An 18,791-nucleotide genomic window follows, 5' to 3' on the forward strand; every position below is an offset into this window, starting at 1 on the left:
GTGAGTCGCTTGCGCGACTTTCACATTAACCAACAAAAGGAATACCATGCGTAAAATCGTTATTGCCGGCAACTGGAAGATGAACAAGTCGGTTGCCGAGTCAGTCAGGCTGGCCAGCGAAGTGGTCGCCGCCGCCAAAGACATCAAGAACGTCGTCGTCGCCATTGCTCCCACCTATCTGGCGCTGGCCAAGGTCGCCGACGTCGTCAAGGGCAGCAACGTCAAGCTCGCGGCGCAGGACGTTCACTGGGAAAACCAGGGTGCCTTCACCGGCAAGGTCAGTGCCGACATGCTCAAGGACATCGGTGTCGATATGGTCATCATCGGCCACTCCGAGCAGCGCAGCTATTTCGGCGAGACCGACGAAACGGTCAACAAGAAAATCAAGAAGGTTCTTTCGCTGGACATGGGCCCGATCGTCTGCATCGGCGAGACCCTCGACGAGCGCAAGGGCGGCAAGCTGGAAAGCGTGCTGACGACGCAGGTCAATGGCGCCTACGCCGGGCTTTCCGCTGACGAAGCGCTGCGCACCGTCGTCGCCTACGAGCCGGTGTGGGCCATTGGCACCGGCGTTACCGCCAGCGATGGCGAAGCACAGGAGGCGCATGCGCTGGTGCGCGGCCTGCTGGCCAAGCTCTTCGGCGACGATGTCGCACAGTCGATCAGCATCCAGTACGGTGGCTCGATGAAGCCGGACAACGCCGCCGGCCTGCTCGCTCAGAAAGACATCGACGGCGGCCTGATCGGCGGCGCCGCGCTCAAGGCCGACAGCTTCCTGGGTATCGTTACGCCGGGTGAGTCGATCAGCAAGTAAGTCCTTTCTCCCCAAGAAGCGCGGGCGCCGCAGTTGCGGGGCCCGCGTTTTCGTGTTCAGGGGCAGGGTCGAGTTCTAGCCAGGACGATGAATCGGTTTTCGCATCTGCCGCAAGGATGTCGCCAGGAAGACTGAACGGGGCCAGCGAAGGGATGGGCGGCCCCGTTACTGTGTCGGTTTCTACTCTAGGCTCGTTTAGGCGGTCGGGGAGTTGCGGTGGCGACGGGCACGCTGTGCCAGGCCAACGAGACCGAGTCCCAGGAGCGCCAGTGTGGAAGGTTCGGGCACGCCGGTCGGCGGCAGCGTGCCAGTTGCGCGAACATAGTCGAAGCGCGCGTCCCACCCTTCCTGCGCTACAGCGCGCGCATCGATTTCCATCTGGATTGCCCCGACGTTGGCGAAAATACTGGCCAGGGTTCCGCCCGTCGCGGTGAAATCGGAAGACAAGAAGGTCTTGGAGAGCGTGACGCTCGAGGCGGCAGGAATGCTCCCAGGGACCGTGAATGTCGTCGTGGCGCGAGTGTTCCCTGAGAGGTCCGCTGCGTCCCAGAAGACAAACTTGACCGGACCGCCGACGTCCGAAAACGTTACCAGGAGGTCGAGTTGCAACGCCTGGGTGAAGTCTATCCCGCCAAGGCCCGCATAACTTACCTGACCGGGAGCGAACAGGCCATCGCTTCCGTCCCAGGTCATTACCACGCGCCCCTTTGCATCGTCAATCGTCATGCGCAGCAAGTTTAGTCCGCTCGGGTTTATCCGAGCTCGCACCCGCTCGTCATCGTCTCCGGCGGTTTTTTCAACGTAGAGATCGCGCTCGCCGCCAATTACACCGGGGGCAGCTAGCGCGCTTCCGGCAGACGCAATTGGTGGGGCGCTGGCAAGCACCTCCGCGTTTTGTACGGTAACGAAGTCATCGATGGTTATGGTTATGGCAGACGCAGGATGCCAGGCGAGTGCGCCGAGCACGAAGGTAGCACTACCGACTACAACGCTCATGCGTGACATGGATGCTTCTCCAATCAAAAAAGGGTTGAAATTGCGAAGTGGTCGGTCGATTGACATGTGGGCCTTGAATGCCTCCACCGTCAAGTTGACGTCTATGCAATAATCATGGCTGATAGCAATTATTGTTTATAAACAGACGTATGGAAAAGTATTGGCGGCCGGCGCCAGCGCGGAGTGTAAGTAAAGTGGTCCCCTGAGTCAAGACAAATATCAACCCAGTTTAAGTTGTGCATTTGACTTCGCTAGCAGCTGGACGGCGCTGCCCCGGTGTTGCCTTTGACTCTGCTTTTGATGCTGTCGTTGACTTTGCTTCTGCGGGTGGGGAATCGCCTGTGGAGCGTAGCGGAACAGGCGATTCCCCACCCGCGCGGCCAAACTTGTCGAGGATCAACGCTCCGCCACCTATGCCATTGCGATAGACGACTGCGGGTGCCGTGTTGCCCAGCGACTGGTGCGGACGCTCGCCGTTATAGAAGGCAAAGTACTCGGCGAGGCCAACCATCAATTCGCCCATCGTGGCATAGCCCTTCAGATACACGTCCTCGTACTTGACGCTGCGCCAGAGCCGCTCGACGAAGATGTTGTCGAACACGCGCCCCCGCCCATCCATGCTGATGACCACGCCTTCCCGCTTCAGCACCCCGTGAAGGCTTCACTGGTGAACTGCGCGCCCTGATCGCTGTTGAAGATTTCTGGCGTGCCGTGGCTACGCAGGGCCTCCTCCAGGCAGTCGACACAGAACACCGCTTCCATGCTGTTGCTGATCCGCCAGCTGAGCACCTTGCGGCTGTACCAGTCGATCACCGCGACCAGGTAGGCGAAGCCGTGCGCCAGCCGGATGTAGGTAATGTCCGTGCTCCACACCTGATTGGGTCTGACCACAGCAACGCCACGCAGTAGATACGGATAGACCGGGTGCTCAGGGCGCGGACGGCTGGTGTTCGGCCCCGGCGCCATGCCCGACAGCCCCATCAGTCGCATCAGGCGTCGTACCCGCTTGCGATTGACCGTGTGCCCCGCTTGCGCAAGAAAAATCACCATCCGGCGGGTGCCGTAAAACGGGTGCCGCGTGTACTCCTCGTCGATCAGCCGACTGTGGACGAGATCGCTGGCATCGACCACCGGCGGCCGGCGCTGCGCATAGACCGTGGCTCGGCATAACCCTGCCAGAGCGCATTGCTGCACCACGGCGACGGGCTCGCCTGGGTCGATCCACCCATGCCGTATCACGGCAGGCTGATCCCAGACTTTTTTTTGAGCCAGTCGAGTTCCATCTTCAACTTGCCGATCTCGCTGTACAACAGCTCTGGCTCACGGTGCGCCGCCGCTGGCTTGGGGCCGCGCTTGCCTTCAAACAGCGTCTTGGCATTCTCCTGGATGGCCTTCTTCCATTGCCCAACCTGGACAGGATGCACGCCGTACTCCCGCCCAATCTCGTTGATCGTCTTGACCCCGCGTACAGCTTCCAGACCAACCTTGGCCTTGAACTCCGGCGTATGTACCTTCCGCGTCGCTACTTCACTCATCGCTTCTCGCTCCCTATGATGGAGCACAGCTTAAACCACTGTCTGATTTCCAGGGACCACTATAGTAGCGAAGCGAACATCGCGCGATGCGGGCGTTTCCCTTACGTCGGCGCTGCACCGAGGTCATTCCCTACGAGGCGACCTTCGTGCCACTCCCGCGTGTGTGCCAGAGTCATGGCAGCCGCTCGGCGAGAATGTCAATCGCCGGACTTGGGTGATCGCCTTGGCCCGCAAGCTTCGAGAAAAATTGGTAGGATGCCCTGCTTCCTTGGACAAAAGGAACAGTCGAGGGCGGCGCTTTGCTGACCCGTCAGCTTGGCACCACCGGCGCTGGAGCTGCGCCTGCCGGAAATCAGCAGGCATAGAACTTCGCGCAGCGAGTGGCGACGGCCCGAGTCGCCATTGCGCTGTGCAAAGTGCTCGCTCGGCAGCGCTTACGGGAGCAGGAAATCAACGGGGGAGGCAATTCGTCTATGGAATCATTTCGTTGGGACAAGCACTTTGTTACCGGCTTTTCAGATGTCGATCAGCAGCATCAACATCTGGTCGGGATCATCAACCAGTTTGGCGACCTGCTGACGGAAAACAAAGTCGCCTTCAGTGATCTTGAAGAGGTCTTCGCGAAGCTGGCCGATTACGCCAGGTACCATTTCCAGGAAGAAGAGGCCTTGATGTTGAAAGTGGGTATCGATCGGCGTCATCTCGGCCCTCACATTGAAGCGCATCGCAGTTTTCTGCGCGAGATCAGCGCCATGCATGCCGGTGTTACTCCGGATAATCTCGATGCGGCAAAGCATATTCTTGATCTTCTGACGCACTGGCTCGCCTATCACATCCTCGGTTCAGACCAGAACATGGCCAGGCAGATGGCCGCCATCGGGAGTGGTATGGAAGCAAGCAGAGCCTATGACGAAAAAGAGAAAGCCAGCAACAATGCCACCGAGCCCCTGCTCATCGCGCTAAACGGCCTGTTCAATCAGGTCTCGGCGAGGAACCGGGATTTGCTGGCCTTGAATCGCTCGCTCGAAGAGAAAGTGCGCCAACGTACCCGGGAACTGTCGGAAGCGAATCTTCAACTGGTCGAACTGTCTTTGACCGACGCCCTTACCGGGCTTCCCAATCGCCGCCACGCGCTGCGGGCACTGGCATCGCTATGGGAGGAGTCGGTCGAGAACGATTCGCCGCTGGTGTGCATGATGATCGATGCGGATCACTTCAAGCGGGTCAATGATACCTGTGGCCATGACGCGGGCGATGGGGTGCTGATCGAGTTGGCCAAGAGGCTGCAGCATTCCTTTCGCAGTGACGACGTGGTCTGCCGTCTCGGTGGCGACGAATTTCTGGTCATCTGCCCGGATACCGACAAGGAGGGCGGAATGCATATCGCCGAGTTGACCCGGATAGCTGTCGCGGCCCTGCGCGTGCCGACTGGCGGTGAGCCCTGGCACGGTAGTATCAGTGTCGGGGTTGCGGCCAGAACGCCTGCCGTCGCAAGTTTTGAAGAGCTGATCAAGGCGGCAGACCAGGCCGTCTATGTGGCCAAGCAAGTGGGCAAGAATTGCGTCAGGACGGGACAGTGAACTATTTCGATCACCGCTGTCGACATCGCATCCTGCCTTCGATCAGGAGTTCGCGAGCCGCTGGCGCAGGGCTTCGATGCGCTGGCGATTGACGCCGAGGTCGCTGCGCCCGATGCGCGATGCCGAGCGCACCTGGATCACCTCGTTGGCCGGGTCGAACCAGAATTCGACGTCGTCGACGAACTTCAGCAGTCGGGTGGTGTATTGCACATAGAGATAGTCGGCTCGGCTGTCGATCAGGGTGGCTCCCGGCTCGCTCGCCAGCAGCGTTTTGAGCTTGGCGATGGTGGCTGGTCCATCGCTGCGCAGCAGCGCCAGCGGTGCGATGTCTGCGTACTCGCCCTGCGGATGATCTGGCCATAGCCTGGCCTGGCTGCTGACGCTGTTCGGTGTTGCCGATGGTCGAGGGAGCTTTCCGTCGCGAACGCCCAGGTCGCTCGGCGGCGTGCCGGTGAACAGGCCGAGTTGGCCGGCAGCCCACAGAAGGGCCGCCAGCAGGGCGACGCCAATGCCTAGCCGGTGCAGGAACTTGAGCATCCAAACGCGCCTCATGAGATTCCGGCGCGCTCCAGGCGCACGGCGCAATACTTGAACTCGGGAATTTTTCCAAAGGGGTCGAGCACCGGGTTGGTCAGGCGATTGGCGGCGGCTTCGTGGAAGCAGAACGGCAGCCACAGCGACCCCGGCGCGACCGCCGGATCGGCATGTGCCGTGACCTCGATTGCGCCGCGCCGGGTGATCAGGCGGACGCGCTCGCCGTCGGCGAGGCCAAGTCGGCGCAGATCCTGGTCGCTGACGGTAACCACCGCTTCGGGTTCCAGGGCGTCCAGTGCCGCGCTGCGCCGGCTCATGGCACCGGTATGCCAGTGCTCGAGCAGTCGCCCGGTGGATAGCACCAGCGGGTAGTCCTCGCTGGGCTGCTCGTCGGGCGGTAGCAGCGCGGCGGCGACGAAGCCGGCGCGGCCGCTCGGCGTCGGGAAGCCGTTCGCGAAGACGACGTCGGCACCGGGGAGATCCTCGCCGGCACACGGGTAGCTGACCGAGCCCTCGCGTTCGAGCCGCTCGCGACTGATATGGGCCAGGGAGGGCATCGCCTGGCGCATCTCGGCATAGATTGCCGCCGGTCCTTCGTATTGCCAGTCGAGGTCGAGGCGGCGCGCCAGTTCCTGGATGATCCACCAGTCAGGCCGGGTATCGCCGGGCAGCGGCAGGGCCTGGCGGCCGAGCTGAACCTGGCGATTGGTGTTCGTCACCGTGCCTTCCTTTTCCGGCCAGGCCGAGGCCGGCAGGATGACGTCGGCGTAGATGGCGGTTTCGGTGAGAAACAGATCCTGCACCACCAGGTGATCGAGCGACGCCAGCGCCTGGCGCGCGTGCTTGAGATCGGGGTCCGACATGGCCGGGTTTTCGCCGACGATGTACATGCCGCGAATGTCGCCGGCAGCAGCGGCGTTCATGATCTCGACAACGGTCAGCCCCGGCTGAGGATCGAGCGTCGTCGTCCACAATTGCTCGAAGCCTTGCCGATTGGCGGCCAGCGAGATGGGCAGGTAGTCGGGCAGGAACATCGGGATCAGGCCGGCATCCGATGCCCCCTGGACATTGTTCTGCCCGCGCAGCGGATGCAGGCCGGTGCCGGGGCGACCGATGTGGCCGGTCATCAGCGCCATGGCAATCAGGCAACGCGCATTGTCGGTGCCATGGGCATGTTGCGAAATGCCCATTCCCCAGAAGATCATCGACGCTTTCGAGCGCGCGTAGAGCCGTGCCACTTCGCGGATCTGGGCGGCGGCGATAGCGCAGACTTCGGCCATCGCTTCCGGGCTGTAGGCGGCCAGGTGTGCGCGCATGGCGTCGAAGCCGCTGGTGTTACGGGCGATATAGGCCGGGTCGAAGAGTTCCTCGTCGACAATGGTGTGCAGCATGGCGTTGAGCAGCGCGACGTCGCTGCCGGGGCGAAACTGCAGGGTCTGATCGGCAAAGCGCGCCAGGCCGTGGCGGCGCGGATCGATGACGATCAGCCGCGTGCCCCGGCGCGCGGCACGCTTGAAGAAAGTCGCGGCGACCGGGTGGTTGGCTTCCGGGTTGCAGCCGATGAGAATCGCCACTTCGGCCTTGTCGATCTGCATGAACGATGCCGAAACCGCGCCGGAGCCGACGCCCTCGATCAGGGCCGCTACCGAGGAGGCGTGACACAACCGCGTGCAATGGTCGACGTTGTTGGTGCCGAAACCGGTGCGTACCAGTTTCTGGAAGAGGTAGGCTTCCTCGTTGCTGCACTTGGCCGAACCGAAGCCGGCGAGCGCCTTGCCGCCGTGCTGCTGGCGTATCGCGCGCAGCCCTGCGGCGGCGCGCTCTAGCGCTTCGGCCCAGCTCGCTTCGCGAAAATGGGTAAGCGGATTGGCCGGGTCGAAGGTGGCGTCGGCAACTTTCGGCGCATCGTCACGGCGGATCAGCGGCGTCAGCAAGCGCTGCGGCGAGTGCACGTAATCGAAGCCGAAGCGGCCCTTGACGCACAGGCGCTCGCGGTTGGCCGGACCATTGCGGCCAGTGACGGCGACGATCTGCTCCTTGCGCACCTGATAGTCGATCTGGCAGCCGACGCCGCAGTAGGGGCAGATGCTGGGCACGACGCGGTCGACCGACTCCCCCGTCGCGAGCAGGCCGCTGCCGTCTGCGGCCTGCATCGTCGTCGCCATCAGCGCGCCGGTCGGGCAGGCCTGCACGCACTCGCCGCAGCCGACGCAGCTCGAATCGCCCATGGCATCGTCGAGATCGAAGACGATTTTCGCCGCTGCGCCGCGACCGGCCATGCCGATCACGTCGTTGGCCTGGATGTCGCGGCAGGCCTGCACGCACAGCTGGCAGTGGATGCAGGCGTCGAGGTGCACGCTCATCGCCGGGTGGCTGCGGTCGGGGAGGGGGGCGGGCGCTGTGCCGGCCATGGCGGCGCGCGACGGGAAACGGCTGTCCTGCAAGCCCAATTGCTCGGCCCAGTGCCAGAACGACGCGTTGCGATCGTGCGCTTGTGGGCGCGGCGGCTGCTCGCTGAGCAGCAGTTCCATCACCAGCCGCCGGCTGTTCAGCGCGCGTTCGGAAGTGTCACTGTGCACGCGCATGCCGGCGCTGACCTGGCGAGTGCAACTCGGCGCCAGGTTGCGCTCGCCGTCGATCTCGACCATGCACGCCCGGCAGTTGCCGCCCGGCCGATAGTCCGGCGCCTCGCGCGTGCATAGATGCGGAATCGTCGTGCCCGCGCGCCTGGCGGCCTGCCAGATCGTTTCGCCGGGCAGAGCCGTCAGCGTGCGACCGTCGAGTTCAAAGAGCAGCTGCGTCGCTTGCACTGGCCGTACTACATCACTCATCGCGCTTCCTCCGTACCGGGAAAGTCGCGTACGCGACTCACCAATCTCCCTTCTCCCCGCGCGGGGGAAGGGCCGGGGAAAAGGGGAAGAGGGGAAGAGGGGAAGAGGGGGGGCAGCCATGACCGTTAGCTGCTGCGGGAAATAAGTCAGTGCCGTGGTGAGCGGATTCGGCGCCGCCTGCCCCAAGCCACAGATCGACGCCTCGCGCATCACCGCCGCCAGTTCCTTGAGCAATTCGACATCGAGCTCAGGCGCCGCGAACAGTGCCAGCATCTTCTCGGTGCCGACCCGGCACGGCGTGCACTGGCCGCAGCTCTCGTCGGCGAAAAACTCGAGCAGCGCCTGCACCGCGGCGCGCAGGTCGTCACGGTCGGAGAGAACGATCACCGCCGCCGATCCAACCAGTGCGCCGTGCTTTTCCAGTTCGCCGAAGTGTAGCGGCAGCTCGGCCATGCTCGCCGGCAGAATCCCCCCCGCAGCACCGCCCGGCAGATAGGCCAGCAGTTGCTGCCCATCGGCCATGCCACCGCAGTAGTCATCAATGAGCTTGCGCGCGCTGACCCCGGCCGGCGCGAGCTTCACACCGGGCTCGCGTACCCGGCCGGAGACCGAGTAGCTGCGCAGGCCGGTGAAACCCTCGCTGCCCAGCGCCGCGAAGCGCGCACCGCCGCTCGCGAGAATTGTCGGCACCATGGCCAGCGTCTCGACGTTGTTGACCAGCGTCGGGCGTCCGAACAGCCCCACCTCGGCGACGTAGGGCGGGCGTTGCCGCGGGTAGCCGCGCTTGCCCTCGATGGACTCGATCAGCGCCGATTCTTCGCCGCAGATGTATGCGCCCGCACCACGCCGCAGGTCGATGAAACCCGGCTCGATCAGCTGCGCTGCTTCGAGCGCCGCGATCTCGTGGCGCAGCAGCGTGTGTGCCGCGGGGTACTCGTCGCGCAGGTAGATCCAGCAGCGCTGCGCGCCGATACAGGCCGCTGCCAGCAGCAAGCCATCAAGGAAGGGGTGTGTCTGCTCTTCGAGAATCACCCGGTCCTTGAAAGTGCCCGGCTCGCCCTCGTCGGCGTTGCAGACCAGGTAGCGAGGCGCTGGCGCGGCGCGCAGCAGTCGCCACTTGCGCGCGGCGGGAAAACCGGCGCCGCCCATTCCGCGCAAGCCGGCTGCTTCGAGTTCGGCGATCACGGCTTCGGCCTGCAGGCTACCGTCGCGCAGCGCCAGCAGCTGCCGGTAGCCACCGCGTGCGCGGTAGGCGGCCAGCGTCTCGCTGACGACCGGCAAGGCTGCAAATTCGCCAACTTCGATCAGGGCCAGCACGTCGCTGGCACTGGCGCGGTCGGCGTGGCGCTTGCCTACTTGCACCACCGGCGCGAGATCGCAACGGCCCATGCACGGCGCGCGCAACACTCTCGCCTGCCCTGGATCGAGCTGCGCGCGCAAGGCGGCGTCGAGTTGCAAGCCTCCCTGCAGCCGGCAGCTGAGCCCGTCACAGACGCGCACAGCGAGCGCCGGCACGGCTTCGTCATCATCGCGCAGGTCGAAATGAGCATAGAAGGTCGCCGTCTCGTAGACCTCGGCGACGCCGATGCGCAGCAGGTCGGCAAGCGCCACCAGTTCGCCCGCACGCAAGCAGCCGCGGCTGTCCTGAAGCCGGTGCAGATATTCGATCAACAGATCGCGGCGCAGCGGCAGATCGCTCAGCAGCGCGGCGACCGCGTCCCGCGTGGCTACGTCAACGCGCCGCCCCCGCCGCTGCCCGCGTCCCTTGCGTCGCCCTGCTGGCGGTTGCTCGCTGTTGTCCATGCGCTGGCTTCCCGATTCGAAGTGGCCATGCTAACAAACTAACAAGCATAGTGGCGCCTATGCCACGCACCTGCTCGAGGCCGGCGTCGAGCTCACCGAGGGTCAGATGCAGCGCCTCGTCCCGGCCGACTACTTTCTGCTGACCTTCACGCTGGCAGCGGAATTGCGCGGGCTCGTTGCGGCGCACGCCGAGGTCGTCTTCGCTCTCCTGATGCGCTGTGCCTGGGAAACGGTGCATCGCTTCAGCCAGAACGACCGGCAGTTGCCGGGCAGGCCGGGGGCCTTGACGCTCCGCGGCAATGGGTGGCGCACTGCCAATCGGTGGGTAATGGCGAGAAGGCCCTGATCACCCTCGGTCGCTACCTCTACCGCGGCGTCATCCGTGAACAGGCCATCCTCGCCTGCGAGAATGGCCGGGTGAGCTTCCGCTATCGCAGCGCAAAGACGAACAAGGTGCAAAAGCGCGCGCTCGCCGGCGCCGATTTCCTCTGGCTGATTCTCCAGCACCTGCTGCCCAAGGGCTTTCGCCGCGCGCGCTATTTCGGCTTCCTGCACGCCAATTGCAAGCGGCTGATGGGCTTGCTGCATCGCTTGCCGAAGTTCGATCCCAGCCGCTTCACGCCACCGCGCAAGGAGCGGCCAGCGATGCGTTGCTCGTGCTGTGGCGCCGTGATGGCGATCGTCAGGACGCGGATTCGATCGACATTACCCGGCATCGTTGCCGTTCCACCGCTCGTTGCGGTCGCCCCGAATTCAGTGGCCGGGACGCTAAAACGCCCGGATTTGCGAGATCTTCCTTGACTGCGCCGCAGCGCGCCGCAACTTCCCGCTCCCGGCCCTCCGGCGTTCATGCCTGTGGGGCAAATCCAAAAAAGATATTTGCAGGGGGGGGCGCTCAGCCCTCCGGACCGGGCTCGTCCAACAAAGGGATCAGATCGTGGCTTCGCACGATCTATCCCTATTCGTTGGGCATCGCCTCCAAGCAGGCAGTGACCCGGCCCAATCTGAGTGCTAGACTTTGCTGCATGAACGCCCACGTAGATCACCTTCTGGACGAAGCTCTCGGCCTGCCAGCCGCCGAGCGTGCAGCCTTGACCGTAGCGCTACTCGATAGTCTCGAAGGCAGTGACGATTCTTCAATTGCGGAAGCTTGGCGGCAGGAAATCAGATCGCGGCAAGCGGCCCTACGAGCGGGAACAGTAAAGGCCGTTTCTTGGACGGAAGCCAGAGCAAGACTGAGCACTCTGTGACTCGCTTTGTAGTCGAGATTCTGCCCGAGGCTGAGGCAGAAATCAGAGAGGCATTCCTCTGGTACTTTGAGCGCAGCCCAATTGCGGCCGATGCTTTTCGAACCGAGACCCTTGGGGCCATTGATCGGCTTGGTATCAGTGCGCTGATGTGCTCCGAAGACGAGGATGCAATCAGGCGAAACATTCTCCGTCACTTTCCTTACACGGTCTTTTACGAGATTCGAGGCAATACCGTGACAGTGCTCGCTGTCGCGCACCAACGCCGCAAGCCAGGATACTGGCGCGAGCGCTAAGGCGATAGGACGGTCCGAAGTCAGTCGCTTGGCATGAATCCGCCGAGCGGCTAGCTGCCCATCGATAGCCGGCAAAGCTCGCGGAAGATCGACAAGCCGAAGCGCAGCCGGTAGGCGCGGGACTCCTGGCACCGATCGGCTGCCAAAAAGGCGAACGGCGCTGCGGATGGCAGCGCCACCCGATGACTCCGGAAGAGAGCAACCGACGTCGATCATCGCGGCGGTCCGCGCGGATTCGGGAGATTGCGTTGTGGCAAGAGGGTCGCGAGCACGCGAAACTGCCCGATCTTGCATTGCGGGCAGTGCCGCTTCCTGCACGAGTGATAGACGTGCCGGGTCGTGCCGCAGTGCTCACAGCTTTCGACGTGACCGCCGAGGATCGCCGTGCGACAGGCAAGGATCGCACGCCAGACGCGGGCTGCCCCGCGCGCCAAAGGCTTGCTGGCGAGCTAAGCCTGGCCGAAGGTGGCCAACACCCCGGCCAGGCCGGCCGCTTTCACCGGCGCCGGTCAGCTGGGCGTGAGCAGTTCGAGCGTAGAGGTGGTACCGGTTAGCCGCGTGCGCGCCAGATGGAAGTAGCGCATCGTCGTGCTGACGCGGCCGTGTCCCAGCAGACGCGGGATGGTGTCGAGCTCACCGAGGTGCAGCGCATTCTCGGCCATCACTCGATTCTCACGACCGTTCGCTACACCCATCTGACGGAGCAAACCAGGCATCACGCCATCGAGCGCATCAACGCGCTGATGGACCGCTATTGCCTGGCCAAGGGGACGCCGCGATGATCCGCCTCGGCTCTGTCATCGCCCAGTTCGAAGCGGACTTCATGACGCAATTTCGCCACCGGCTGAGCTTCGAGCAGCTTCGGGCGCTCTCGGCGATGCGCGATTGCCGCAGGCCGGCCAGCCCGATGATGCAGGTCCAGTGCGAAGGCTGCGATCAGCAAAAACTCGTTCCGCATTCCTGCGGCCATCGCCTTTGCCCGCACTGCCAGCACCACGAGAGCCGGCAATGGCTGGAACGTCAGATGCAGCGCTTCGTCCCGGCCGACTACTTTCTGCTGACCTTCACGCTGCCGGCGGAATCGCGCGGGCTCGTTGCGGCGCATGCCGAGGTCGCCTTCGATCTCCTGATGTCCTGCGCCTGGCAAACGGTGCATCGCTTCAGCCAGAACGACCGGCAGTTGCAGGGCACTCCGGGGGCCTTGACGCTCCGCGGTCCTGCACACGCACTCGCGCCGGCTCGACTTCCACCCGCATGTCCATCTCGTCGTCCCCGCGGCGGCGGTCGATGCAGCGAAGCAGCGCTGGCGACGCAAGCGGCGCGGCAAGAACGGCGTTTATCTGTTCAATTTCGGCTTCCTGCACGCCAATTGCAAGCGCCTGATCGGCTTGCTGCATCTCATGCTGAAGTTCGATCCCAGCCGCTTCACGCCACCGCGCAAGGCGCGGCCAGCGATGCTTTGCGCGTGCTGTGGCGCCGTGACGGTGATCGTCGGGACGCGGATTCGATCGACGTCGTCCAGTGTCGTTGCTATGCCACCGGTCGTTGCGGTCGCCCTCTGATCATGTAAGCCGCCTTCACGGCGCTATCCGGCCGCGTTCGGGACTTCAGTTTCCCCAAGCTGCGTGGCGCGGTCGCCCGGAATTCGGGGGCCGGGACGCCAAAACGGCCGGATTCGCAAGATCTTCGCTGCCTGTCCCGCAGCGCGCCGGGACTTCTCGGCTCCCGGCCATCCGGAGCCCATGCTTCCGGAGTAACCCAAAAAGATATTTGCAGAGGGGGCGCCCAGCACTCCGGCCGGGCTCGTCCAACAAACGGATCAGATCGTGGCTGCGCACGATCTATCCTTATTCGTTAGGCCGCAGACCGGCCATACGTTACGACTCCGGATCGAACATGATCTCCCGGACCTCCTGTGCGCAGCGACATCCTATGGCGATTTTGGCAGCCCAAACGAGTGCCTCCTCACGCGAAGAAACCTCAATGATCGAGAACCCTCCAACGACCGCCTTTGTCTCCCGTACTGGTCCGGCTGTGGTGGTCCCATCTGTCGCAACGATGGTCGATTGCTGGCGCTCGACACCGCCGCCGAAGATCCAGACTCCTGCGGCCTTTGCTTCCCGAACCACCTTATGTGATGCCTCGCCCACCGACGGCCAATCTTCATCGGGAATATGGTCCATCGATCCGTCATCAAACGAAATCAAATATCGAGGCATCGTATCGCTCCTTCTTGCGGCCCAACGTTTGAATTCACCGGCCTGCGCGGCTTTTCGCGCAGGTCCGGTGGAATGATGGGTTGGGCGTCACTTGAACCAGCCTCTCGCTATGAGCCATGTATACACAGTCCAGCCGCCTCCTGCAAGCGCGGCCAATACGCTGCCAATAATTGCCAGTGCCTTTTGGTTCGTGGAATCACAAAGCCAGCCCCAACCCTTGGCGAGGCGCCCACTAGCAGAATTGACATTGTGGTCTTTCTCAAATCTTTCACGCTCCAACCAATTGGCCGAGATTGGCGAATCGCTCCCTGTCGGTGCTGAAGCCTTCTGTCGTTGGCAGGGAATGGTTCATCGCCAAGCTCGATCGTTTCATGTTTTTGACGGAAGCGTCTATCGTCGGGATGAAATGTTCCATCTTTTTCATGGACCGTTCCATCAGCGGGATGAAATGTTCCATCTTCTTCATGAAGCGTTTCATCAGCGGGATGAAATGTTCCATCTTTTTCATGGACCGTTCCATCAGCGAGATGAAATGTTCCATGTTTTTCATGGACCGTTCTATCGCCGACATGGAACCTTCGATGTTTTTGATGGAATGATCGATCGTCGGCATGGACCCTTGGTTCTCCGGCATCGATCGATCTGTCCAGGGTGTGGGCGGCGAGGGCCGGCAACGAGCGGGATGGTCGCCGCCGGCCAGAGAGCTTGCTTTACGGGGCTTCGCTGCTCTTCGACGAGGTTTTGTGGTTTTCCCGGTGGCAGGCGTCCTTCTCGCTGTGAGCCAACATAGCCGGCTAGCTGCTGCTCATCGCGGCTGGTAAACGACTCCGACTCCATTTGCAGCCGGGACAGCCGACGTTCGACGTCACGGTCCGCAAGCCGGCTGCCTTCGCTGCGGGTGGATGAGCCGATACTCTCGATGGTGGCCACCCGCCGTAACGCGGCGCGCCGACCCGGTGCCAAGCCAAGGTACCGAGACAACGCCAGGCGCCCTTGAACTCATCGATGCCAGCCATGGGACCGAGGATTTCAGGAGTGATCTGGTGGACGGTGCTGGAGCCGATCATGGTGTCCGATAGCGCATCCATTTATACCCGTTTCGGTGGCCGGTGAGCACACACCTTCCTGCGCTGTCAGCCATGATTGTTGCCTACCCCCGCTGCGACGGGTGACTCGGCAATGCTGATGTAAAATCACCCTTTTTCCGTTGCGGCGAGAAGGCAGCAAGCCGCTCCCGACGTCCTGCACCGCCCGCAAGCTGCCGAGGAACAAATAGACTCTGATGGCCGAAGAAAGCAACGACGAACACTACCTCAAGGCCGCGACCGAACTCGGCGACTCGCAAAAGGTGCTTGCCCACCAGGCGATCTATTCCAGCAATGGCATGAAGTTGGTCGAGCGCGGCCTGCGGGTCGACAGCGGGCTGTTCGAACGGCTGATCAATCACCGCTTGCAGCTGCCTATTGACGAGAGCCTCACCGCCGAGAAGGCGGTTACGCTGGAGGATTTGCGCAATCAGGCTGAAGCTCTGATCACGCAGCAGCCTTTCTATGGGCGGCTTGCAGCCGAGCTCAGCGATCGCGTCACCTTGCTCGGCGCCATTGGCAGCATAGCGTTGCCGAAGGCGATGGCCTTCAGGTTGACCGTCGCCCGTGATCGCGGCGGCGCTCTCTTCGAGCACAGCCTGCAGGTGGCGCTGATTGCGCTTTACCTGGGCATACGCCAGGAGCTGGAGGTGCCCGACCTGCGGGCGCTCGCCGCAGCCGCGCTGATTCACGATATTGGCATGCTGCATGTGGATCCGGAAATGCTGCAGCCCGATCACCGGCTCGATGCCGCCGAGCGGCGACAACTGCACGCGCACCCACTCACGGCGACGATGATCGTCAGGCAGCGACCCGAGTACCCGCAGGCGGTCGCCAGAGCGATTCTCGAGCACCACGAACGACACGACGGTAGCGGTTATCCGCGCGGACTCAAAGGCGCCGAGATCAGCGTCATGGGACGCATACTGCTGCTGGCGGAGGTGGTCGCAGCCGTTCTCGACAAGAAAACCAGCGCCCCCGAGCAACGCTTGTCGCTGATCCTGCGTTTGAACCACAGCAAGTTCGACGCGCAGATGTCGAGCGTGATCCTGAAGCTGCTGGAGCAAGGGATCGTCGACGAGACGGATAGCGAGCAGGACATCCGCAACGCGGAGCGGATCAAAAGCCTTGCCGACGACTTCGATGAATGGAGCAAGGCGCGTTCAGAGATGAGGCACTATGCTGCCGGCGCACCTGTCGTCGGGGCTTTTCTGACCGATCGCGTGGCGACGCTGGAGCGTTCGCTGGCCGACGCCGGTCTGCACCCGGATCAGCTCAAATCGGTGTGCGCCGACGTTCGTGACCAGCCCGGCGAAGTGCGTGAACTGGCCGTGCTGGCGCGTGAAGCGGGCTGGCAGTTAAAGGGGATCATCCAGGATGTTTTCTGCCGTTTTCCCACTCTGGAGACGACGGAGGAGCCCGGCGAAGTGGCCATCCGGGACTGGCTTCTGCAGCTGAACGGGCGCTTGCAGTAAGGCGGCGGCGATTCGTCAGTCGGCGCAGCTTTCTTTCAGCGGACCTTGCCAGTCAGGCCGGGCACGCTTTCTCGGACTTCTGCCCGGCGACCTGCTCGGTGGCCTGGCGAAATTCGCCGGCCACCGCTGCGTCAAGTTCGCCTGCACGGGTGATCCATGCCTCGCGGCCTTTCATTTCTACACCGCTGCTGAAGGTCATGTTTGCTGACGCCAAGGATTGGTCTGTGGGTCAGGCTTGCGGGCGTGGGCGCCCGACGAGGATCACCACCGCGCGTCCGCCAACCAGGAAGCTTCGCAGATTCTCCTGCAGAGGTATTTCCTGACCCGGTTCCTGGATGTCGCCGGGGGCCGGCAGGCTGGTGTTGGCGAACAGGTGCCAGTGATAGTCGGTGGGCAGTTCCGGCAGTTCGAAGGGCAGGGCATCCCAGAAGCTGTTGATCGCCATGTAGAGCACTGGCGTGGCATTCCCTCCTTGTCCGGCCTGCCGTTCCCGGAGCATGAAGGCCAGGGCGCGCGAGTCTGCCGACCAGTCCGCTTTCCATGCCTGAGTACCGTGCCAGATGATATCGGCCGGCGAGCGGCGGGTGCCAAAAAATTCGCCGGTGCGCAGCAGCGGGTGAGCCTTGCGCAAGGCGATCATCTTGCGGGTGAAGTCGAACAGATCGCTGTTGCGTTCGCGCAGCGTCCAGTCGAGCCAGTTCAAGTCGTTGTCATGGCAGTAGGTGTTGTTGTTGCCGCGCTGCGTGCGGCCCAGTTCATCGCCCATCAGGATCATTGGTATGCCGTGGCTCATCAGCAGGATGGCCAGGGCATTCCTGATCATGCGCTGGCGCAGGGCATTGACCTGTACATCGTCGGTTTCGCCTTCAACGCCACAATTCCAGCTATGGTTGCTGTTTCCCCCGTCGCGATTCCCTTCGCCGTTGGCTTCGTTGTGCTTGTCGTTGTAGGCGAACAGATCGTAGAGCGTGAACCCGTCGTGGCAGGTGATGAAGTTGATCGATGCCGTCGGCCCGCGTTCATTCCAGCCGTAGAGATCCGGTGAGCCCTGGATGCGCTCGGCCATTACTCGCACCATGCCGTCGTCCCCTTTCAGGAAGCGGCGAATGTCGTCGCGGTACTTGCCGTTCCACTCGGCCCAGCGTCCGTAGGCCGGGAAGGAGGCGACCTGATAGAGGCCGCCGACGTTCCAGGCTTGGGCAATCAGCTTGCAGTTGGCGAGCACCGGGTCGAAGGCCAGGCTTTCGAGCAGTGGCGGGTTGGGCAGCGGTGCGCCGCTGGGGGCACGGCCGAGAATCGAGGCCAGATCGAAGCGGAAGCCGTCGATGTGGTATTCGGCCGCCCAGTAGCGCAGGCAGTCGAGAAACATGTTGCGCACCACCGGGCTGTTGCAATTGAGGGTATTGCCGCAGCCGGTGAAGTTGTAGTAGTAGCCTTCCGGCGTCAGCATGTAGAAGGTCTGGTTGTCGATGCCCCGGAAGGAGAGTGTCGGACCGTTCTCGTTACCTTCGGCGGTGTGGTTGACAACCACGTCGAGCATGACTTCGATGCCGTTGCGGTGCAACTCCTTGACCAGGTTCTTGAACTCGTCCACCTCCATGCCGAAGGGGCCCGTGGCGGCGAAGCCCGCCTTGGGCGCGAAGAAGCCGATCGTGCTGTAGCCCCAGTAGTTGAACATCATTTCGCCGGTGAGCGGCTCGGCGCGGCTGTTCTCGAATTCGTCGAACTCGAAGATCGGCATCAGTTCGACGCAGCTCACCCCCAGTTCCTTCAGATAGGGGATCTTCGCCGCGATGCCGGCATAGGTGCCGGGGTGCTTGACGCTGGCCGACGAGTGGGCGGTGAAACTGCGCGTATGCAGTTCGTAAATCACCAGGTCGGCGAGTGGCGTTTCCAGAGGACGGTCGTCTTCCCAGTCGAAGTCCTCGAAGATCAGGCGCGCACGCTGCGGGTAGATGTTGTTCCAGTCGGGTGGCGTGCCCCAGACCGTCCGGCCGCCGATCGCCCTGGCGTAGGGATCGAGGAGTATTTTCGAACGGTCGAAGCGGTGTCCGGCTCCCGGATCCCAGGGGCCGTCCATGCGATAGCCGTACTCGATACGCTCGCAGTCGAGATCGAAGACGACCATGCACCAGACCTTGCCAATGCGAAAGGTGTCCGGGAAGGGGATTTCCACGCATGGCTCCGGCGCGCCTTTCTCGAAGAGCACCAGGGTGCACGCGGTGGCGTGGCCGGAGCTGATCGAAAAGTTGACGCCGTCAGGTACCAGGGTGCTGCCGAAGGGATAAGTGCGCCCGGGACGAAGTTTGTAAGCGCCGTGCTGGTGTGTCGGATGGAAGTCAATACGGGTATCCATGTCACCCCCTCAAAAAAAAT

The 18,791-nt window shown here is 62.9% G+C and carries 14 protein-coding genes and 6 pseudogenes; 8 read left to right on the top strand and 12 right to left on the bottom strand.

Translation table 11 applies throughout. The features are described from left to right. Nucleotides 1-46 precede the first annotated feature (46 nt). Nucleotides 47-814 carry a triose-phosphate isomerase gene (gene tpiA, locus V5B44_RS26125; protein ID WP_169065428.1) on the top strand — a complete coding sequence of 256 codons (768 nt, stop codon included), beginning with the start codon at nt 47-49 and terminating at the stop codon, nt 812-814. Between the two features lie 195 nt (nt 815-1,009). Here tpiA and V5B44_RS26130 read toward each other — a convergent pair whose 3' ends face one another. After that, complete coding sequence (locus V5B44_RS26130) at nt 1,010-1,819, bottom strand: PEP-CTERM sorting domain-containing protein (protein ID WP_291997912.1); 810 nt, start codon at nt 1,817-1,819, stop codon at nt 1,010-1,012. A gap of 355 nt (nt 1,820-2,174) precedes the next feature. Further along, nucleotides 2,175-3,345 (bottom strand): annotated as a pseudogene (locus V5B44_RS26135) (IS3 family transposase); the annotation flags it as partial. A 473-nt stretch (nt 3,346-3,818) separates the two neighbouring features. On the opposite strand from V5B44_RS26135, the gene V5B44_RS26140 reads away from it, so the two are divergent. Next, nucleotides 3,819-4,925 (top strand): GGDEF domain-containing protein, encoded by a 1,107-nt coding sequence (locus V5B44_RS26140; protein WP_169065427.1) that lies wholly within the window; start codon nt 3,819-3,821, stop codon nt 4,923-4,925. Between the two features lie 42 nt (nt 4,926-4,967). Here the strand turns inward: V5B44_RS26140 and V5B44_RS26145 are convergent, their stop codons facing one another. From V5B44_RS26145 to V5B44_RS26155, 3 genes and pseudogenes are all read right to left on the bottom strand, one after another. Continuing rightward, nucleotides 4,968-5,462, bottom strand: a complete 495-nt coding sequence (locus V5B44_RS26145) for a DUF1499 domain-containing protein (RefSeq protein ID WP_291997913.1) — start codon at nt 5,460-5,462, stop codon at nt 4,968-4,970. Between the two features lie 11 nt (nt 5,463-5,473). Beyond that, complete coding sequence (gene fdhF / locus V5B44_RS26150; protein ID WP_434735533.1) at nt 5,474-8,983, bottom strand: formate dehydrogenase subunit alpha; 3,510 nt, start codon at nt 8,981-8,983, stop codon at nt 5,474-5,476. A gap of 3 nt (nt 8,984-8,986) precedes the next feature. Beyond that, nucleotides 8,987-10,093 (bottom strand): annotated as a pseudogene (locus tag V5B44_RS26155) (NAD(P)H-dependent oxidoreductase subunit E); the annotation flags it as partial. A 97-nt stretch (nt 10,094-10,190) separates the two neighbouring features. On the opposite strand from V5B44_RS26155, the pseudogene V5B44_RS26165 reads away from it, so the two are divergent. The 3 genes and pseudogenes from V5B44_RS26165 to V5B44_RS26950 all read left to right on the top strand — a co-directional run. Beyond that, a pseudogene (locus tag V5B44_RS26165) lies at nt 10,191-10,894 on the top strand (transposase); the annotation flags it as partial. Between the two features lie 224 nt (nt 10,895-11,118). Beyond that, nucleotides 11,119-11,343, top strand: a complete 225-nt coding sequence (locus tag V5B44_RS26170; protein WP_169065423.1) for an addiction module protein — start codon at nt 11,119-11,121, stop codon at nt 11,341-11,343. Further along, nucleotides 11,340-11,636, top strand: coding sequence for a type II toxin-antitoxin system RelE/ParE family toxin (locus V5B44_RS26950; RefSeq protein ID WP_169065422.1), 297 nt, complete (start codon nt 11,340-11,342; stop codon nt 11,634-11,636). The genes V5B44_RS26170 and V5B44_RS26950 overlap by 4 nt, the downstream gene beginning before the upstream one ends. Nucleotides 11,637-11,923: 287 nt before the next feature. Here the strand turns inward: V5B44_RS26950 and V5B44_RS26175 are convergent. After that, a pseudogene (locus V5B44_RS26175) lies at nt 11,924-12,070 on the bottom strand (transposase zinc-binding domain-containing protein); the annotation flags it as partial. 75 nt (nt 12,071-12,145) lie between these two features. Beyond that, nucleotides 12,146-12,298 (bottom strand): hypothetical protein, encoded by a 153-nt coding sequence (locus V5B44_RS26180; RefSeq protein ID WP_332362265.1) that lies wholly within the window; start codon nt 12,296-12,298, stop codon nt 12,146-12,148. Between V5B44_RS26180 and V5B44_RS26185 the strand changes: the two genes are divergently transcribed. Beyond that, entirely contained in the window at nt 12,278-12,418 is a 141-nt protein-coding gene (locus V5B44_RS26185; RefSeq protein WP_332362267.1) for a hypothetical protein, read from the top strand. The two genes, V5B44_RS26180 and V5B44_RS26185, sit on opposite strands and share 21 nt — an antisense overlap. Beyond that, nucleotides 12,415-13,198: pseudogene (locus V5B44_RS26190) on the top strand (IS91 family transposase). Before V5B44_RS26185 ends, V5B44_RS26190 begins: the two are co-directional and overlap by 4 nt. Nucleotides 13,199-13,513: 315 nt before the next feature. On the opposite strand, the gene V5B44_RS26195 reads toward V5B44_RS26190, so the two are convergent. The 3 genes and pseudogenes from V5B44_RS26195 to V5B44_RS26205 form a co-directional block, all read right to left on the bottom strand. Then, complete coding sequence (locus tag V5B44_RS26195) at nt 13,514-13,855, bottom strand: YciI family protein (RefSeq protein WP_332362269.1); 342 nt, start codon at nt 13,853-13,855, stop codon at nt 13,514-13,516. A 268-nt stretch (nt 13,856-14,123) separates the two neighbouring features. Further along, nucleotides 14,124-14,489 carry a hypothetical protein gene (locus V5B44_RS26200; RefSeq protein WP_332362271.1) on the bottom strand — a complete coding sequence of 122 codons (366 nt, stop codon included), beginning with the start codon at nt 14,487-14,489 and terminating at the stop codon, nt 14,124-14,126. 152 nt (nt 14,490-14,641) lie between these two features. Next, a pseudogene (locus V5B44_RS26205) lies at nt 14,642-14,922 on the bottom strand (Fic family protein); the annotation flags it as partial. A 215-nt stretch (nt 14,923-15,137) separates the two neighbouring features. Between V5B44_RS26205 and V5B44_RS26210 the strand changes: the two are divergent. Continuing rightward, nucleotides 15,138-16,415 carry an HD-GYP domain-containing protein gene (locus tag V5B44_RS26210; RefSeq protein ID WP_332362273.1) on the top strand — a complete coding sequence of 426 codons (1,278 nt, stop codon included), beginning with the start codon at nt 15,138-15,140 and terminating at the stop codon, nt 16,413-16,415. 52 nt (nt 16,416-16,467) lie between these two features. Here the strand turns inward: V5B44_RS26210 and V5B44_RS26215 are convergent, their stop codons facing one another. Then, entirely contained in the window at nt 16,468-16,614 is a 147-nt protein-coding gene (locus V5B44_RS26215; protein ID WP_291997921.1) for a hypothetical protein, read from the bottom strand. A gap of 30 nt (nt 16,615-16,644) precedes the next feature. Then, nucleotides 16,645-18,771, bottom strand: a complete 2,127-nt coding sequence (gene glgX, locus V5B44_RS26220; protein WP_332362276.1) for a glycogen debranching protein GlgX — start codon at nt 18,769-18,771, stop codon at nt 16,645-16,647. Nucleotides 18,772-18,791: the final 20 nt, after the last annotated feature.

It is taken from the genome of Candidatus Accumulibacter necessarius, assembly GCF_036625085.1.

What these genes read in the sequence shown, in the direction of transcription:
- V5B44_RS26195 (WP_332362269.1), bottom strand. Translation starts at nt 13,855, where the DNA reads ATGCCTCGATATTTGATTTCGTTTGATGACGGATCGATGGACCATATT.
- V5B44_RS26145 (WP_291997913.1), bottom strand. Translation starts at nt 5,462, where the DNA reads ATGCTCAAGTTCCTGCACCGGCTAGGCATTGGCGTCGCCCTGCTGGCG.
- V5B44_RS26130 (WP_291997912.1), bottom strand. Translation starts at nt 1,819, where the DNA reads ATGTCACGCATGAGCGTTGTAGTCGGTAGTGCTACCTTCGTGCTCGGC.
- glgX (WP_332362276.1), bottom strand. Translation starts at nt 18,771, where the DNA reads ATGGATACCCGTATTGACTTCCATCCGACACACCAGCACGGCGCTTAC.
- V5B44_RS26210 (WP_332362273.1), top strand. Translation starts at nt 15,138, where the DNA reads ATGGCCGAAGAAAGCAACGACGAACACTACCTCAAGGCCGCGACCGAA.
- V5B44_RS26140 (WP_169065427.1), top strand. Translation starts at nt 3,819, where the DNA reads ATGGAATCATTTCGTTGGGACAAGCACTTTGTTACCGGCTTTTCAGAT.
- fdhF (WP_434735533.1), bottom strand. Translation starts at nt 8,983, where the DNA reads ATGGTGCCGACAATTCTCGCGAGCGGCGGTGCGCGCTTCGCGGCGCTG.
- V5B44_RS26215 (WP_291997921.1), bottom strand. Translation starts at nt 16,614, where the DNA reads ATGACCTTCAGCAGCGGTGTAGAAATGAAAGGCCGCGAGGCATGGATC.
- tpiA (WP_169065428.1), top strand. Translation starts at nt 47, where the DNA reads ATGCGTAAAATCGTTATTGCCGGCAACTGGAAGATGAACAAGTCGGTT.
- V5B44_RS26180 (WP_332362265.1), bottom strand. Translation starts at nt 12,298, where the DNA reads ATGGCCGAGAATGCGCTGCACCTCGGTGAGCTCGACACCATCCCGCGT.
- V5B44_RS26170 (WP_169065423.1), top strand. Translation starts at nt 11,119, where the DNA reads ATGAACGCCCACGTAGATCACCTTCTGGACGAAGCTCTCGGCCTGCCA.
- V5B44_RS26200 (WP_332362271.1), bottom strand. Translation starts at nt 14,489, where the DNA reads ATGCCGGAGAACCAAGGGTCCATGCCGACGATCGATCATTCCATCAAA.